The following is a 17495-nucleotide window of genomic DNA, read 5'->3' on the forward strand; positions in this document are numbered from 1 at the left end:
CCACGTCCGGGTTGATTAAAATTTAATTACTACCCGGACGTGGACGTCCAGGCTACTGGTTTTTCTATGAAAAGGCGAGATTTTGTAAAATTATCCGGTCTGGGTATGAGCGCTACGTTGCTTCCGGCTGGATTAATAGCCGGAAATCGGATTTCAGCTGAGGATTTGTTAAGTCCGGGTATCGACGTAGCAACGAAAAAACGGCTGGCCGACGTAGCGCTTAATGCAGCTAAAAGTAAGGGCGCTACGTATACCGATGTACGGATCGGACGGTATCTTCGGCAGTATCTGTTCACCCGCGAGAACAAAGTACAGAACATCGTAAACTCAGAGTCATATGGTATTGGTGTTAGGGTGATTGCCAACGGTACGTGGGGATTTGCGTCAACGAACCTGATGACGCCGGAAAGCATTGCTGAATGCGCCAGAGAAGCCGTCGATATGGCGAAAGCAAATGCCGAAATTCAGCTCGAACCCGTAGTGCTGGCTCCGCAAAAAGGCGTTGGTGAGAAAACCTGGAAAACGCCGATCAAGAAAAACGCGTTCGAAATTCCAGTCAAAGAGAAAATCGATTTGCTGATGGAGGTGAATGGTGCGGCTTTGAAAAATGGCGCGTCGTTCGTTACGTCGAACCTGTTTTTTGTAAACGAACAGAAATACTTTGCTTCGACAGACGGCTCGTATATCGATCAGGATGTACATCGTATGTGGCCCACGTTTACGGTCACGGCGGTCAATAAACAAACGGGACGCTTCAAATCGCGGGATGCGCTGAGTGCGCCGATTGGTATGGGCTACGATTACCTGTCCGATAATCCGGCCGAGAAAATTGTGATTCCCAACGGCCCCACTACGTATCGCTACGCCTATAACATGATTGAAGACGCTACCGCAGCGGCTTTGCAGGCGAAGGAAAAACTGAGTGCGAAATCGGTTCCGGCGGGCAAATACGACATGCTTCTCGATCCGTCGAATCTGGGCCTGACCATCCATGAATCGGTTGGGCACCCGCTCGAACTCGACCGGGTTCTGGGCTACGAAGCCAATCTGGCCGGAACCAGCTTTGCGACGATGGAAAAGCTTCAGTCGAAAAATTTCCAGTATGGTAGCAAAATCGTCAATCTGGTAGCCGATAAAATCCAGCCGAACACAATGGGGTTGGTTGGCTACGACGATGAGGGCGTTCCCTGCAAAAAATGGAATCTGGTTAAAGACGGAATTCTGGTCAATTTTCAGGCTACCCGCGATCAGGTGCATTTGCTGGGCGAAAAAGAATCGCAGGGGTGCAGCTTCGCCGAAAGTTGGGATAGTGTTCAGTTTCAGCGGATGCCGAACGTATCGCTCCAGCCGAATCCGGAGAAATACAGCATCCACGACATGATTCGCGACACCGAAAAAGGGATATACATTCTGGGCCGTGGCTCGTCGTCTATTGATCAGCAACGCTATAATTTTCAGTTCAGCGGTCAGCTTTTCTACGAAATCAAGGACGGTAAAATTGCAGGTATGCTCGACGACGTAGCGTACCAGTCGAACACGCAGGAGTTCTGGAATTCCTGTTCCCGCATCTGCGACAAAGACGACTATCGATTGTTCGGTACGTTCTTCGATGGTAAAGGCCAGCCTGGTCAGGCCAGTGCCGTATCGCACGGTTGCCCCACTACGCGCTTCAACGGTGTCAACGTAATCAATACCGGACGGAAGATCTAAAGGGATGTATGATGTGTAATATATGATGTATGAAGTAGGATTCGACTACCAATTTAAGCTACCTCATATATGATACCTCATATACCATACACAAATCCCATCTCCTAAAAACATGGCCATCCTAACACAAGAAGAAGCGAAGACGATCATCGATAAGGTTTTACGATTGTCCAAAGCCGACGAGACGAAAGTTGAATTAAACGGTGGGCGTTCGGGAAATATCCGCTTTGCCCGCAACTCGGTATCGACATCGGGGGCAACCAATAATCTGTCATTATCGGTAACGGTGGTTATCAGTAAACGGGTCGGAACGTCGGATATCAACGAATTTGACGACGCATCACTGGAAAAAGCCGTTCGGAGGGCCGAAGAAATGGCTCGGTTGGCACCCGAAAACCCGGAATATATGCCGATGCCGGGTCCGCAGACGTACAGCAAACCACAGGCATTTGTTGACACAACGGCCAGCATGAAAGCACCCGATCGGGCCAGACTTGCTGGAGCCAGTATCAAATCCATTATGGCGAGCCAGTTAAGTGGAGCCGGTTTTCTGGAAGATTCATCCAGTTTCAATGCTATTGGTAATAACAAAGGATTATTCGGTTATCACAAGAATACGGGTGCTAACTTCTCGCTTACCATTCGCACGCCCGATGGTACTGGTTCAGGCTACGCGGCTGGTGATTTCAACGACGTTAGTAAACTCGATACGGGTTCGCTGACCGACGTAGCGATTCAGAAAGCGCGGGCTTCGCAGAAAGCGATGGCGCTGGAGCCTGGTAAATACACCGTTATTCTGGAACCGATGGCGGCCGGGGAGTTGATCAATTTTATGATTAACGCGATGGATGCCCGCACTGCCGACGAAGGACGTAGCTTTTTGGGTAAAAAGGGTGGGGGAACGCGCCTGGGTGAAAAGTTGCTCGATGAGCGCGTCACGATTTACTCCGACCCAACCGATCCGCAAATTCCGAGTTCTCCGTTTTCGTCGGACGGTTACCCGCACGAAAAAGTGGTTTGGTTCGAAAAAGGCGTTGTGAAAAACATGTCGTATTCGCCGTTCTGGGCCAAACAAAAAGGGGTGAAGCCATTGCCGCAACCGTCGGGTTTTGTGATGGAAGGTGGCACTCAATCGCTGGCTGAATTGATCAAAGGCACTGAAAAAGGGATTCTGGTAACGCGGTTCTGGTATACCCGTTGGCTCGATCCGCAAACGTTGCTCTACACCGGCCTTACCCGCGACGGTACGTTCTTTATCGACAACGGGCAGATTAAGCATCCGGTCAAGAATTTCCGCTTCAACGAAAGCCCGGTCATCATGCTCAACAACCTCGAAGCGCTGGGCAAACCGGTACGTACACGCGGCAATATGGTTCCGCCCATGCGCATCCGCGACTTTACGTTCAGCAGCCTTTCTGACGCGGTGTAGACAGACCTCACCCTAAATCCCTCTCCTAAAACAGGAGAGGGACTTGCAAAACGGTTTCTAAAAAGCCCCTCTCCTTATTTCAAGGAGAGGGGTTGGGGTGAGGTTAACTTTTCATTCTCAACAATCAATAATTCTCTTTTACCTCCAATGAAAAAAATTACCGGACTTGTTCTTTCTCTGTTTGCAGGAACAATGCTTTATGGTCAGACACGGGCGCAAAACCCGGAAGCGAATCAGGTTGCTACGTTACAGCGGCAGTTGGCGGGAATGCAGCATCAGTTCGACGCGCTCGACAAAGCCATTGACGATCTGACGTGGTCGCAGCGTTTGGGCGATGCTACGTTAGTCGACAAAGTGATCATTACTGGTCCACCGCCAGCCGTTATTAAAAATCCAACTGGTCAGGGCGCGAAGAACCCGGTACGTTTCTCGGCTTATGTATTCATCCCGTCGAAGATTGACCCGTCGAAAAAATACCCGTTACTAGTGCTGCCACACGGTGGGGTTCATAGTAATTTCAATACGGCTTATGCGCACATTGTGAAAGAGTTAACGGCGCAGGAATACGTAGTGATTGCCCCTGATTATCGCGGAAGTACGGGCTACGGGCAAGGTTTTTACCAGCTGATTGATTACGGCGGACTGGAAGTAGAAGACACCAAAGCCTGCCGCGATTACATGCTCGAAAATTATGATTTTATCGACAAAAAGCGGGTCGGTATCCTGGGCTGGAGCCACGGTGGGATGATTACATTACTCAACTTATTCAACTACCCATCCGATTATGCGGTTGGTTACGCCGGTGTGCCGGTGAGCGATCTGATTGCCAGAATGGGGTATAAAAGCCAGAGTTATCGGGATGCGTATTCCGCTGATTTTCACCTTGGCAAATCCGCTGATCAGAACGTAGCAGAATACCGGAAACGCTCACCGGTCTGGAATGCCGAAAAACTACAGACACCCCTCCTTATTCATACCAACACCAACGACGAGGACGTGAACGTGCTGGAGGTAGAGGCATTGATTAGAGCCTTCAAAGCCGAGGGGAAAAAGTTTGATTATGAAATCTACAAGGAAGCGCCGGGTGGACACACGTTCAACCGGATCGATTCGTACGGAGCTAAAGAGAGCCGGATGAAAATCTATAATTATCTGGCACAATACCTCAAGCCCAACAGGAAATTCAAAGACGTAAAAGAACTCATTGAAGTCAGTTATTTTCCGAAGCAGGGCAAATAAGTGTAGATAACTTCCCAAAACGAAGCCTCCGAACCGTTCAACACGGTTCGGAGGCTTCGTTTTGGGAAGTTATCTATTGGATCAGAGTTCGATTATAGGCATGAAGTCGCCCGATTGAGCCAGCACTTCTATAAAAAGACTGAACGCTATGCCTATGTCTCTTTCCACCGCAAACTTGATTGTCTGCATCGATTTGACCATGTGCTTTTTTATGGCACTACTCGAGATGCCTAAAAGTTGAGCGGCTTCGTCGTAGCTTTTTCCCTGCTGACGGCATAAGGCAAAGACGTTCCGGCTTTGGGGCGATAACGTATCGAGCACTGATTGTAGAAATTGCTGATACTCTTTTGTCAGCAATACATCTTCGGTGTCGTTTTTCGACACGCGATAACTCTTCACTACGTCGGCTTTTACCCGATCTTCTACGGCCGCGCGCTTAAGGGTGTTAAACGTGTGATTTTTAGTAATGGTAAACAGATAGGACCTGAACGAATTCACTTCCTGAATGGTCTGCCGGTCTTCCCAGATTTTCATAAAGATTTCCTGGCAAATATCATTTGAAAGATCAGGTGACTTCAGGAATTTGTAGACAAAGCGATGAAGACTTGGTTGATACAGGTCATAGAGCTTACTAAATGCTTTTTCATCGCCCATTGAGAGTTGGTTCAATAATGTACGTTCGTTCGAAAAAGTCATTTAAAGAAGTGGGTTAAAAATGAGGAAGTTATAGGTCTATTTTGTCTGATTTAGTGGATAGATAGTATTTATCTGGCAGTGTAAAGACTTCGGTGATAAGAAAGCTTGGAATTATTATAGTGAATTTCTGTTGTTTAAAATTTAATTCCGAATTAATGATAAATATAAGTATAATATTCTGGTTAAAATTTATATGCTTAGTTTTTATGTGACGTGGCTGTATGTGTGACTTAGTTGGAAAAGAACAGAGTCAGCGTTGAAGGACCATAGCAGTTAGTACCTGCATATAGTATAAAAGCAGACAATTGCGTCTTGATTGTGACTTTGGCGAGATAGAATTATACTATTTTGCCAGCGGAGGTTCGTAGGATTAAATTAGTTTTTTAATCTGATTTTAATCTGTATCTTCCCTAACTAGCCCCATATCCTACTGCTGCTGATTGAGTCGAATGATTGATGAAAGCGTACCGATTGAGGTGACTTTCGTTCAGCACAGAGCGCTAAAGGAGGTCATCGGCGACTTATTCTGCTCTAGTTATTCGATTATCAATGTAGGGTTGTTCGCTTGGTCGCGGCAGAAAAAAGGGCTGTAATACGATCTCAACTAGGTATGAAAAACGAAACGTATCACGATTACGTCATTAAAGATGGCGAGTTCATTGGGGAGTTTGAAAAAATGTATCAACGTTTCGATGATCCCTGGATGCAGTCGTCTCAGCCCAACAAGTACGCCCGAATGGCCGGAATTGTGCATCTAAAAAACTTTCCGATACGTAGTGTACTGGAATGTGGTTGTGGGTTGGGCTACTACGCCAACTGGATACACCAGGATACAGGTATTATACCGCAAAGTGTTGATCTATCGGAGACGGCCATCGATAAAGCCAGAGCGTTGTTCCCTCATCTAAATTTTGACGTAGCTGATATTACGTCAGATCTTTCGAGTTATAGAGGAACCGACTGCGTTTTGCTGAGCGAGATCATCTGGTATATTTTACCCGATCTGGATTTTATTCTTCAAACATTGGGCAATGAATTTGCCGGAAGGTATTTGCTGGTAAATCAGGTGTTTTATAAAGGTACACAACAATACGGGACCGATTATTTTACTACGCCAGCCGAGTTTATCGATTACGTTCCCTTTCAGCTGGTGGGTTACTGTGAGGCCACAACAGAGCGAGATACAACCGTAGAGTCATCCATTATTTTTCGAATCGAACAAAAGCGTAGCTGATGGTAAAGCCTGACGTAGCACGTTACGCTAAAAAGAAGGGTACTCTTCAGCTAGTGACAAAAAAAGTCAGCCCCTTCAACGGACTGACTTTTCGATCTAACCAAAGAAACGTATTTCAGAAACCTAAATAAGGTTAACTCTTTTCGTTTACATGACAAAAATAGCGTTTGATTGAAAGGGAGAGATTAAATCCCGTACTCCACACAATAAATAGACGGTGGACCTATAAACGTTTTGCGATTGGCTGGCGTTAAACCTCTTACTTAATGTTGAGTAAAAAACGCACAGGAAACGCCATTCTGCTACGAATGGTGTTTTTTCGTTTTCACCTCCTTGATTATTGCAGCTATGGAGGAATCACAAGACCTATTTTGACGCTACGTAGCGGCTTCTACTGCGGGATCGCACAAACGCCGGGCATTGACTTGTTTTGGACCTATATGAGAAAAACATCAGCTATACAATCCTGCCCTGAAAAACGCGAAATTGACTGTCGAGTAGTAAAAAAACGCTTAAGCTAATCTGTTAGTAAGGTTGCTTTCCATTTTTGCAGCTCCTGGTGATGCCTGGCCATGGCCACATCGAAGTGTTGCTGAGACTGGTATAGCTGCTCCTTAAGGGCCTGCAACGATTCGGGGGTTTTGCAGTTGATGAGACTATTGGTCAGGCTCATTTTTTCCTGCAGGAGTCTATCAACTTCCTTTTCTGTTTGTTCGACCTCCTGTTTTTGTTTTCGCCAGGCCATTTGTCGTTCGTTAAATTTCTTGCGGGATTCCTGCTGAGGGTCCCATGTGGGGGCCTGGTCTGGGTCAGATAACTCGAAAGGCTCCGGGCTGACAACCAACGGCAGAAGTTCTTCGGGTTGCTGGGCTCTGGCTTTTAAAAGACCGATTGTGCCCCCTACCACCAGAGCAACTCCCAGAATAATTACGAGTACGTAGAGAAAGAGCATGTTTTTCATTGACTTGGTTTGACCGTTCCTGTATGAGTAGAGACTGATTAGCTACGAAAGTATTGATAACCTGTTTTCTAGGGGAAAGGGTGAGAAATCTTTATCGATTGGGACTTTTTTAGAGTTTATAGCACAAAAAAAGGTTGGCCTTTCAGAACAGGGTCTGTTATGTGATCACCCAGAGAGATGTATCGACTTATGCTTTCAGGAGATTTCTGGTGTCTAGATGAACTTAGCCTACGGCTACGACAGCAGGATGCTGTCGGGGGACAACGGATCAAGTCTGGCTACGATTCCAGACTGGCAAAACGTAACAGGTTCACAGAAAGGTATAAAAAGCAAAAACCCCGAAAATTTCTTTTCAGGGTTTTTATTCATGTTAGTGACCGATACGGGAATCGAACCCGTGTTACCGCCGTGAAAGGGCGATGTCCTAACCGCTAGACGAATCGGCCGTCTTGTGTACAAGACCCAACGTTTTTGACTTTTCTGTCGCTGCGTTGGCGAAACGTGGTGCAAAGGTAAGGCGATATTTTTATAATGCAATACCTGGTGTCAAAATTTTTTTAAAAAAAGCGTTTCAGTACGATTTACTGCTATTTTTGAAGAAGTTAGCTCACGAATTTTTTTTAGCCTTATTCATGAAACACCTTTTGTTGCTGGCGGGCGTACTGGTTTCGTCGTTGTTGGCGAATGCCCAACCGACAAACTCGTCGTCCAGGCCAGATTCACCTGATCAGTTCCTGGGATACAAAATTGGCGAACGATTTACACCTCATCATCGCGTTTTAGCCTATGCCGAGCAGATTGCCCGACAAATGCCTAATCGAGTTAAATTATTACCGTATGGCACAACCCACGAGGGCCGCCAGCTCATGGCGGTTGCGGTTGCCTCTGAAGCGAACATGGCACGCCTGGAAGAGATAAGAACCAACAATCTCAAGCGGATTGGTATGCAGGAGGGCCAGCCTTCAAGTACACCCCAACTACCGATTGCGTGGCTTAGCTACAACGTACACGGCAACGAAGCGGTTAGTTCGGAAGCCTTTATGGAAGTGTTGTATCGGCTTCTGAACCCAACGGATGCTGTTTCGCAGAAAATCATGAATACGACCGTCGTTATTCTCGATCCAGGTTTAAATCCTGACGGTCATGATCGCTACGTGAACTGGTATAATCAGATGATGGGACAGAATCCAGACCCAACCCCGTTTGCTCGTGAGCACGTTGAACCCTGGCCCGGTGGACGGTATACGCACTACCTGTTTGATCCAAACCGTGACTGGGCGTGGCAAACGCAGGAAATCACGCAACAGCGTATGGCACTTTACCAGCAGTGGATGCCGCATCTGCATGGCGATTTTCATGAGATGGGTGTAGAGAGCCCGTATTACTTTGCTCCGTCGGCCAAGCCGTATCACGAAGATATTACACCTTTCCAGCGGCAGTTCCAGCAAACCATTGGGCAATACTGTAGTCGCTATTTTGACCGGAACGGCTGGTTGTATTACACCCGCGAACGGTTTGATTTATTCTATCCCAGTTATGGTGATACGTATCCGACCTACAACGGGGCAATCGGTATGACGTATGAGCAGGGTGGCAACTCACGGGCGGGACTGGCTATTCAGAAAAACGACGGCGATACGCTTACGCTACGTCAGCGTATCGATCACCACTACGTAGCGAGTATTGCTACGTTAGAGTCGGTTGCTGATCGTCCGGCTGAAGTTGTCAAAGAATTCGGACAGTTTTTCGACAAGTCACGGAATACACCGATTGGCCCTTACAAAGCCTACGTAGTGAAAACGAATGGCGATGCCGGGCGCTTAAAAGCGTTGCAGCAACTGCTGGACCGTAACAAAATTACGTATGGCTATGCGGGAAAGGCACAGACGTTAGCTGGCTTCAACTATACGTCTCAGAAAACCGATAAAAGTGTTTCGGTGGCGGCCGAAGATATGGTTATCAGTGCGTATCAGCCAAAATCAACGCTGCTAAAAATTCTGTTTGAACCCAACTCGAACCTGGAAGATTCTGCTACGTATGATATTACAGCCTGGTCGCTACCGTATGCATTTGGCCTACAGACATATGGTGTAACAACTCGTCTGACACCGGTTGCTACGTCGCCAGCCACCAGTAAATCAGCTTCTACAGCGGCCACGAAACCGTATGCCTACATTGTTCGCTGGCAGTCGTTACCGGCGGTTCAATTTCTGGCGGGTGCGATGAAACAGAAGGTGAGAGTGAGAGCGGCCGAGAAACCGTTTGAACTGGAAGATAAAACATATCCATCGGGTACGTTGATTGTAACACGCGCTGGTAATGAGCGATTTGGTGATCGTTTCGATGCTATTGTTCAGGCCGAAGCGTCGAAAGTGGGAGCCGATATAACACCCGTACAGACTGGTTTTGTGGCAAAAGGGTCTGACTTTGGGTCTGATTTTGTAACGGGTCTTAAAGCACCACGCGTGGCTCTGGTTATTGGTGACGGTACACCGCCCCCATCGGCTGGGGAAGTGTGGCATTTCTTCGATCAGGAACTGAACTATCCCATCACACTTATTGATGGCAATACGTTGGCGAACGTAGAGTGGAGTAAGCTGGACGTATTGATTCTGCCTACCAACTACAACTATGGCCGATTCCTGAACGATAGAGTGCTCGCTTCGATTAAAGAGTGGGTCCGGAGCGGTGGAAAACTCATTGCAATGGAACGTGCCGCGTCTTTCCTGGCGGGTAAGGATGGCTTCGACCTGAAAGAGAAAGAAGAAAAAGCGAAGGATAAGAGCAAGGAAAAAGGAACACCCGTCGATTCGCTCAAAGTATACGGAGATCGTGAGCGGACGGCAATCTCGGATGATATTCCGGGCAGTATTTATCGCGTCAATATCGATACGTCCCATCCGCTTGGGTTTGGCTTGACCGGCGGGTATTACACCCTGATTCAGAACGCTTTTAATTTTGATTTTCTGAAAGATGGCTGGAACGTAGGCTATCTGAAAGGCGATAACTACATAGCGGGTTTTTCGGGTAAGAATGCAAAAGAGAAACTCAAAAATACGTTGCTGATGGGCGTGCAGGATTATGGTCGCGGGAGTATTGTGTATTTAGCCGATGATCCGCTTTTCCGGGGCTTCTGGTATAATGGTAAACTCCTGTTCGGTAATGCTGTGTTTATGGTTGGTAATTAGTGTACTATGAGGGTTTAACTGACCTGAATTATAGTGAAAAGGCAACAGCTGAGAAGTCGTTGCCTTTTTAATTGACGTGCCTTCATGGCGTATTATGGACCATATTTTTCCTTACTTTCGTTCTATAATTCTACTACGTATTTCCCCGGTGAAACTGCTTCCTATTCTGGTCATTGCCCTTTTTCTGAAAAGTGCGCCAGAGCTCTATGCCCAGAAAAAAAATGAATCGTATCAGCTTCATATTAGTCAGGCCACATCGCCCATCGTTGTCGATGGATTAGTTGAGGAACCGGCGTGGCAGGCTGCCGAAGTAGCCAATAATTTCTGGATGGTTCTCCCTATGGATACGAGTCGGGCCCGTGTTCGAACGGATGTTCGGATGACCTACGATGCGCAGCATATTTACCTGAGTGCGATTTGTTATCATGGGTACGTAGAGGGGCCTTACATTGTTGAGTCGCTACGTCGCGACTGGGCTTTTTCGAAAAACGACAATTTCATTTTCTTCATCGATACCTTTGATGACCAGACCAATGGTTTCACGTTTGGTACGAATGCGGCCGGAGCGCAGTGGGATGGTTTATTGTATGAGGGCAGTAAGGCAAATTTGAGTTGGGATAATAAATGGACATCAGTCGTCCGAAATTATCCCGATCGTTACGTATTGGAACTGGCCATCCCATTTAAAACGATTCGGTACAAAAAAGGCATAACCCGCTGGGGAATCAACTTTAGCCGGCAGGATTTAAAGACAACCGAGAAATCGTCCTGGACGCCTATTCAGCGTCAATTTCCGACCGCTTCATTGGCTTATACGGGTGTGCTGGTCTGGGATCAGCCTCCACCGCAGCCAGGCCCCAACATCTCCATTATTCCGTATGCGCTAACGGGGTTAACACGTAGCTACGAAGAAAAAACGCCTACGCAAACCCGCTTTGACGCAGGGTTGGATGCTAAAGTCGCTGTTACGTCGTCGTTGAATCTGGACCTGACGGTTAACCCCGATTTTTCGCAGGTTGATGTTGATCAGCAAGTGACGAATCTGGATCGGTATGAGCTGTTTTTTCCTGAAAAGCGCCAGTTTTTTCTGGAAAACGGTGACCAGTTTACCAACTTCGGCTATGCGACCATTCGCCCGTTTTTTAGTCGGCGGATTGGTTTGGGAGGGGTTCCGATTCGGTTTGGGGCTCGGTTGAGCGGAAAGCTTAATAAAGACTGGCGAATTGGCGTGATGGATATGCAAACGGGTCGGGTAGAAGACAGTGGTTTACCGGCTCAGAATTTTGCGGTGGTTGCGTTGCAACGACGTATATTTTCCCGGTCGAATATTGGCTTTCTGTTTGTCAATAAAGAGTCATTGGCCTATGAGCCCGCCGTCGACAAACCTCGGTATTCGCGATACAACCGGAACTTCGGGCTGGAATATAACCTGGCGTCCTCCAATAACCTCTGGAGCGGAAAGTTGCTGTATGTGAAGTCGTTCAGCCCGGAGCAATCCGGGAAAGATGCCGTCTATGCGGCTAATCTGCAATACAATAGTCGTCGTTGGCTACTTAGCGGGCAATACGAAGCGGTTGGGACAAACTATACCGCCGAGGCAGGATATGTGCCCCGGCGAGGCTACGAGCGGGCAGCGGCAACAGTAGGCTATACGTTTATTCCGACGGGTGGTTCGGTGTTGACGCATGGACCAACGTTGACATCCTTTTATTTCTTTGATGCCTCTGGGAAACAGAGTGATAATGAAAGCTACCTGAGTTATGCCGTTACGTTCCGTAGTAAAAGTGTCCTGACGGCCTGGGCTTCGACCGATTTTGTTCGCTTACTCCAGCCTTTCGATCCAACCAATTCGGGTCGTGAAACCCTGGCGACTAATTCGGAGCATCGGTGGAAAGCCTGGGGAACGCAGTTCGTGTCAAAGCCTCAGAGTTTGTTTACATATGGATTTTCTACCCGCTATGGGGGCTACTATGTGGATGGGACTCGTTTGAACGTTACGGCAGACATCGGTTATCGTTTTCAGCCTTATGTTAGTCTGGCAGCCAATATTAACTACAACGATATACGATTGCCGTCGCCCTGGGGCAAAACGACGTTCTGGCTGGTTGGACCACGTTTCGATCTGACCATGACCAATACGCTCTATCTGACAACTTTTTTGCAGTATAACGAACAGGTCAAGAATATGAATCTCAACGCCAGGGTTCAGTGGCGTTACAAACCTGCTTCCGATCTCTTCATTGTCTACACGGATAATTATCTGCCTAACATGGGTGAACCCGGAATTTTCTCCGTCAAGAATCGGGCGTTGGTTATCAAGTTTACCTATTGGTGGAATGTCTGACGATCAGCATTTAGAACAAAGCGTTCTGCTGATGGTTAAATGAGCAGTTATCCCAAAAGTGGGGTATTTATTTGCTACACAAAAACAACCAGCGTTTATGAAAACCTTACTGCGAATTCTGCCAATTACCTGCGTCGCGCTCTTTCTGACCGTTTTTCTGACAAGTTGTGAGCTGGTCGGCGATATATTTAAGACGGGTGTCTGGACTGGTGTCATATTAGTTGTGCTTGGTATAGGAGTCGTGATCTGGCTTGTATCCAGACTATTCGGCGGGGGTAGAAACTGACCTTTCCTTATACCATCTTGTTTTGATGCGACCTCCGACCCGAGGTCGCATTTTTTTGTATTATATCAATATAGATTAGTTTAAATTGTTGTGTTCGTTTCGGTGATCTAGTATATTTAAGCCATAGGTCATCAACTCAGAAAGGTTATGCGTAAATGGTTACTGTTTCTAGTACTGCTGTCTTCCGGCTCTTATGCTCAGGATTCAACACAGGTAGTCCACTATCTTGACAAGAGCGTCTGGCGGGTCGAGTTTTTTGGGCCGGGTGTTATTAACGAAAGTCGCCTGGGAAAAAACACTACGTTCGTTTCGCAGTTCCGCTTTATAGCCAACGGCGCTTATGAAAAGAATTCCTCGATAGGGGGAGGCAACGAATCACGGTCTGCCATAAAGGTTTACCCACAATTGTCAGGGGCCGGTCGGTACTATTATAATTTTGTCCGTAGACTAGAGCGGGGGAAATCGATTCGGTATAATTCAGGCAATTATATTAGCACGAAGCTACTGTATACGCTTCCTGCCATAATCGAAACCTCTTCGGGCGGCTTACAGGCTCCTGATGTCCAGGGCGTATCGGTGCAGGCACTTTGGGGGTTTCAACGAACGTACCGCCGGAATTTTTACCTGAATCTGGAATTAGGGTTAGGCGTGAATACGTATTCCAGCGAGCCATTGGGCGGGGCTGCTTATTTTACGCTGGGTTATACGTTTCCTAAACGTTCATAATAAGAAAACCGGCCTGTTCGCAAACAGGCCGGTTTTCTTATTACGGTATAGTTATTCGTTAGGCAACCAGTTCCAGCAGCCCATCGCGCTGAAGAACAGCCTTCTGGCGTTCGCTCAGGTCGTCCGAGGCTTTCATAAGCGGCAGCCGAACTTCATTGGAAATCAGGCCTAAAATGTCCATAATATTTTTTACGCCAACCGGGTTGCCTTCTTCGTACAGAAGCGGATCGATACGTAGGAAGTGCCCCAGTTCTTTCTGCGCGAAGCGGAAGTCGCCCTGAAGAGCGGCTTCGATAATGCCCGAAAATTTCGTCGGAAACGCATTGGCAATAACCGACATTACGCCAACACCACCAATGCTGATGATGGGGACGGCCTGAACATCGTCGCCAGAAATTAGCAGGAAGTCGTCGGGTTTGTCGCGGGCGATCTCCATGCACTGCTCGATAACGCAGGAGGCTTCTTTAACACCGATTATGTTTGGATGCTGCGCTAATTCACAGATTGTTTCGGCGCTCATATTGATGCCTGTCCGGAACGGAATATTATACAGAATAACGGGTACCGGACTGGCATCGGCAACGCGCGTAAAATGCTCAATAACGCCCCGTTTCCCTGGTTTGTTGTAATACGGGCATACCGACAGAATGGCATCTACACCATTGAAATCGATATCGTTCATACCGGCTACTACGTCAGACGTAACGTTGCCGCCGACACCAAAGACGATAGGAAGGTTCTTCGGATTATTTTCCTTCAGGTACTCCAGCAACTGTTTCTTCTCCTGTTTCGTCACCGTTGGCGATTCGCCGGTGGTACCCTGGAGGACTATGTAGCGCACGCCCCCTTCTGAGACGTGACGGATAACGCGGCCAAAGCCGTCGAAATCAATTGACTGGTCAGTGTTAAACGGTGTCACAATGGCGACGCCAACACCATGGAATTTAGTGTCCATTATTGGAAACAGGAGTTTATTACCACAAAGTTACGGGAATTGAATGGGAAAATTTATGTAAATCCGCGAACCATTACAACGATGTTAAATGGTTCGGAGTCTAGTTTTTTAAATTTTGATGGCGATGCGGCTACTTATTGTTCTTTTCATCATCACTGGCTTGGCGGGTTGTAAGCAGGAGGATGCTCTTCCCCTGGTCAATAGTACCATTATTGAGGTGAAAAGCCAGGCAAGCTGGCAAACAGAACGCCTGGATGATACGTATGTCATTCAATTTCCTAGCGACTACAAAGGGGGAATTGGCCCTACGATTGAAGGACCGGAATTTAGTCTGGTCAGAAATGATCAGCGCGCTTATTTTTTGGGAGCGGGTGCTCTTTCAGGTGCAGCTACGCCGTTAGCAACTCCGCTGCCCGAGCGCATCAATCTGGGCAACGTAGTGCTGGATCGATTGGTAACGCTACGTCGCGATGGGCAAACACAGGGCTTATTTTATTATGCCGAACAACCTAAAACCTGGGGGCGGTTGTATTTGCTCAAGGACGGTCAGTTTGGCTATAGCATGACCGTCCAGTACAATATCGAACTGCACCGCGAAGTTTTAGGTATTCTGCAAACCATTCAGCCTCGATAAGTCGTCACGGATTTACGCATCCAGCATCGCCAGAAATTCATCTTCGCTGATCATCGGTACGTTCAGCTTTTGTGCCTTTTCGAGTTTTGACGGACCCGCGTTTTCGCCCACGATCAGGTAGTTGAGTTTCTTGGAAATACCGCTAAGCACTTTACCGCCATTGGCCGCAATCCGTGCCTCCAGCTCTTCACGACTGAAATTGGCAAACGTACCGGTGTATAGGAACGTTTTTCCGTCGAGTGTATCACCTTCCCGCTCCACTACCTTCTTCTCTCCCGCAAAGTTCAAACCGGCAGCCCGTAACCGCTCGACAAAATCGCGGTTGTCAGCATCGGCAAACCAGGTAACTACGCTTTCTGCGATACGTGGTCCCGTATCCGGTACCGCCAGAAGGGCTTCCTGAGACGCCGTCATAATGGCGTCCATCGACCCAAAGTAGTCGGCTAGTTTTTCGGCAGTAGTGTTACCAACGTAACGAATACCCAACGCGAACAATACGTTCTGAAAGGGCTGCGCTTTGGATCGTTCGATAGCCGACAGGATGTTTTCAACGGTTTTTTCGCGGAAACTGACCACCCGGCGTTTACCGGTTTCTTCGTCCAGAAAAACCTTTTCTATACCCAACAGATCGTTGTAGGTTAGGCTGTATAAATCAGCGGGCGTTTGGGCCAATCCCCGATCAATGAGCAACTCAATTTTGCCTTCTCCCAAACTCTCAATATTCATGGCCCGGCGCTGGATAAAATGCTCAAAACGAGTTTGGCGTTGAGGAGGGCAGCCTTTTTCATTTGGGCAATAGAAATTGGCTTCGCCTTCTTTCCGAACCAATGGTGTTCCGCAGGCCGGGCAGGTGGTTGGATAAACGATTGGCGTACTTTGATCGGTTCGTCGATTCAGGTCTACGCCGGTGATTTTAGGAATAATTTCACCGCCTTTTTCCACAAAAACCGTATCGTTTAGCATTACGCCTAGCCGTTCAATTTCGTTGGCATTGTGCAAGGAGGCCCGCTTTACGATCGTTCCTGCCAGCAGAACGGGGGTAAGCATGGCAACTGGCGTTACGGCTCCCGTACGGCCAACCTGATACCGGATGTCGTTCAACACGGTGCTGGCTGCCAGCGCCTTGTACTTGAAGGCAATTGCCCAGCGGGGACTTTTGGCGGTATAGCCCAATTCGCGTTGCTGATCGTAGCGATTCACTTTAATGACAATACCGTCGGTGCCGAGCGGTAGATCGAACCGTTTGGTTTCCCATTCGTTGATAAACGTCATCACTTCCCGGATGTCGGCGCATTTTCGCCAGGTTTGTGATACATTGAACCCCCATTTTTTCAGGGCCACAAGACTGTCTTCGTGGGTTTGAAAAACTTCCGGCTCCGACAGAAAGGAGTACAGGTAACAGTCCAGACGTCGTCGGGCCACGGCGGCTGAATCCTGTTGTTTGAACGTACCGGAAGCCGCGTTACGTGGATTGGCCAGCAGCGGTTCACCAATGTCTTCCCGTTCTTTGTTGATCCGTTCAAATTCGGCCAGTGGCAGGAACCCTTCGCCACGAACTTCGAATAACGCAGGGATGTCGGGGCCCGTAACTCGTAGCGGTACTGTGCGAATCGTTCGAATATTGTTGGTTATATCGTCGCCCCGTACGCCATCGCCCCGAGTAGCGCCCTGGACAAGAACGCCATTTTCGTAGGTTAAGCTCAGCGCCACGCCGTCAAATTTTAGCTCACACACATACTCGTATTCCTGGCCATTGAGTCCTTTTCGAACGCGATTATCAAATTCGACCAGGTCTTCTTCGGAATAGGTGTTTCCTAAGGAGAGCATTGGGAATCGGTGATAAACGGTAGAAAATTCCTTACTGACCGTGCCACCCACGCGCGAGGTTGGCGAATCGGGTCTACGGAGTTCAGGATGCTTATTTTCAAGGTCTGCCAGTTCGGCCAGTAGCTGATCAAACGTAAAATCATCTACCTCCGAAATGCTGTTCTGATAATATTGATAATTGTAAAAATTAAGGCGATCAGTCAGTTCGGCTATGCGCTCCTGGGGTGTCATAGGATAAGTTAAAATACGTAACTAAGGCAATTTAA

General features: G+C 47.8%; 14 protein-coding genes and 1 tRNA gene. 10 read left to right on the forward strand and 5 right to left on the reverse strand.

The window, feature by feature from the left end:
• Nucleotides 1–66 precede the first annotated feature (66 nt).
• From GK108_RS06855 to GK108_RS06865, 3 genes are all read left to right on the forward strand, one after another.
• Entirely contained in the window at nt 67–1710 is a 1644-nt protein-coding gene (locus tag GK108_RS06855) for a TldD/PmbA family protein (protein WP_163944841.1), read from the forward strand.
• A gap of 112 nt (nt 1711–1822) precedes the next feature.
• Complete coding sequence (locus tag GK108_RS06860; RefSeq protein ID WP_163944844.1) at nt 1823–3139, forward strand: TldD/PmbA family protein; 1317 nt, start codon at nt 1823–1825, stop codon at nt 3137–3139.
• A 147-nt stretch (nt 3140–3286) separates the two neighbouring features.
• On the forward strand, nt 3287–4378 hold the full coding sequence (locus GK108_RS06865) for an alpha/beta hydrolase family protein (RefSeq protein ID WP_163944847.1): 1092 nt from the start codon (nt 3287–3289) through the stop codon (nt 4376–4378).
• 81 nt (nt 4379–4459) lie between these two features.
• Here the strand turns inward: GK108_RS06865 and GK108_RS06870 are convergent, their stop codons facing one another.
• Nucleotides 4460–5074 (reverse strand): RNA polymerase sigma factor, encoded by a 615-nt coding sequence (locus GK108_RS06870; protein WP_163944850.1) that lies wholly within the window; start codon nt 5072–5074, stop codon nt 4460–4462.
• A gap of 449 nt (nt 5075–5523) precedes the next feature.
• On the opposite strand from GK108_RS06870, the gene GK108_RS06875 reads away from it, so the two are divergent.
• Both GK108_RS06875 and GK108_RS06880 read left to right on the forward strand, forming a co-directional pair.
• Nucleotides 5524–5667, forward strand: coding sequence for a hypothetical protein (locus tag GK108_RS06875; RefSeq protein ID WP_163944853.1), 144 nt, complete (start codon nt 5524–5526; stop codon nt 5665–5667).
• Between the two features lie 17 nt (nt 5668–5684).
• Nucleotides 5685–6308 (forward strand): class I SAM-dependent methyltransferase, encoded by a 624-nt coding sequence (locus GK108_RS06880; RefSeq protein ID WP_163944855.1) that lies wholly within the window; start codon nt 5685–5687, stop codon nt 6306–6308.
• 517 nt (nt 6309–6825) lie between these two features.
• Here GK108_RS06880 and GK108_RS06885 read toward each other — a convergent pair.
• Nucleotides 6826–7269 carry a hypothetical protein gene (locus tag GK108_RS06885; protein WP_163944856.1) on the reverse strand — a complete coding sequence of 148 codons (444 nt, stop codon included), beginning with the start codon at nt 7267–7269 and terminating at the stop codon, nt 6826–6828.
• Between the two features lie 374 nt (nt 7270–7643).
• Nucleotides 7644–7715 (reverse strand) — tRNA-Glu (locus tag GK108_RS06890).
• Nucleotides 7716–7901: 186 nt separating this feature from the next.
• On the opposite strand from GK108_RS06890, the gene GK108_RS06895 reads away from it, so the two are divergent.
• The 4 genes from GK108_RS06895 (at nt 7902) to GK108_RS06910 (ending at nt 13813) form a co-directional block, all read left to right on the forward strand.
• Nucleotides 7902–10457 carry a M14 family metallopeptidase gene (locus GK108_RS06895; RefSeq protein WP_163944857.1) on the forward strand — a complete coding sequence of 852 codons (2556 nt, stop codon included), beginning with the start codon at nt 7902–7904 and terminating at the stop codon, nt 10455–10457.
• A 148-nt stretch (nt 10458–10605) separates the two neighbouring features.
• Complete coding sequence (locus tag GK108_RS06900) at nt 10606–12801, forward strand: carbohydrate binding family 9 domain-containing protein (protein WP_317166492.1); 2196 nt, start codon at nt 10606–10608, stop codon at nt 12799–12801.
• 97 nt (nt 12802–12898) lie between these two features.
• The gene (locus GK108_RS06905) at nt 12899–13087 is read left to right on the forward strand and encodes a hypothetical protein (RefSeq protein WP_163944859.1); all 189 of its coding nucleotides are present in this window, start codon (nt 12899–12901) and stop codon (nt 13085–13087) included.
• Between the two features lie 147 nt (nt 13088–13234).
• Nucleotides 13235–13813 (forward strand): hypothetical protein, encoded by a 579-nt coding sequence (locus GK108_RS06910; RefSeq protein ID WP_163944860.1) that lies wholly within the window; start codon nt 13235–13237, stop codon nt 13811–13813.
• A gap of 58 nt (nt 13814–13871) precedes the next feature.
• On the opposite strand, the gene dapA is transcribed toward GK108_RS06910, so the two are convergent.
• On the reverse strand, nt 13872–14768 hold the full coding sequence (dapA, locus tag GK108_RS06915) for a 4-hydroxy-tetrahydrodipicolinate synthase (protein WP_163944861.1): 897 nt from the start codon (nt 14766–14768) through the stop codon (nt 13872–13874).
• Nucleotides 14769–14892: 124 nt separating this feature from the next.
• Between dapA and GK108_RS06920 the strand changes: the two genes are divergently transcribed.
• Complete coding sequence (locus tag GK108_RS06920) at nt 14893–15402, forward strand: hypothetical protein (RefSeq protein WP_163944862.1); 510 nt, start codon at nt 14893–14895, stop codon at nt 15400–15402.
• Nucleotides 15403–15414: 12 nt separating this feature from the next.
• Here GK108_RS06920 and ligA read toward each other — a convergent pair whose 3' ends face one another.
• A complete protein-coding gene (gene ligA, locus GK108_RS06925) occupies nt 15415–17460 on the reverse strand; it encodes an NAD-dependent DNA ligase LigA (RefSeq protein ID WP_163944863.1) in 2046 nt (681 codons plus the stop codon).
• Nucleotides 17461–17495: the final 35 nt, after the last annotated feature.

Origin of the sequence: Spirosoma terrae, from assembly GCF_010435915.1 — a bacterium.
In the GTDB taxonomy this organism is placed as follows: Bacteria; Bacteroidota; Bacteroidia; order Cytophagales; family Spirosomataceae; genus Spirosoma; species Spirosoma terrae.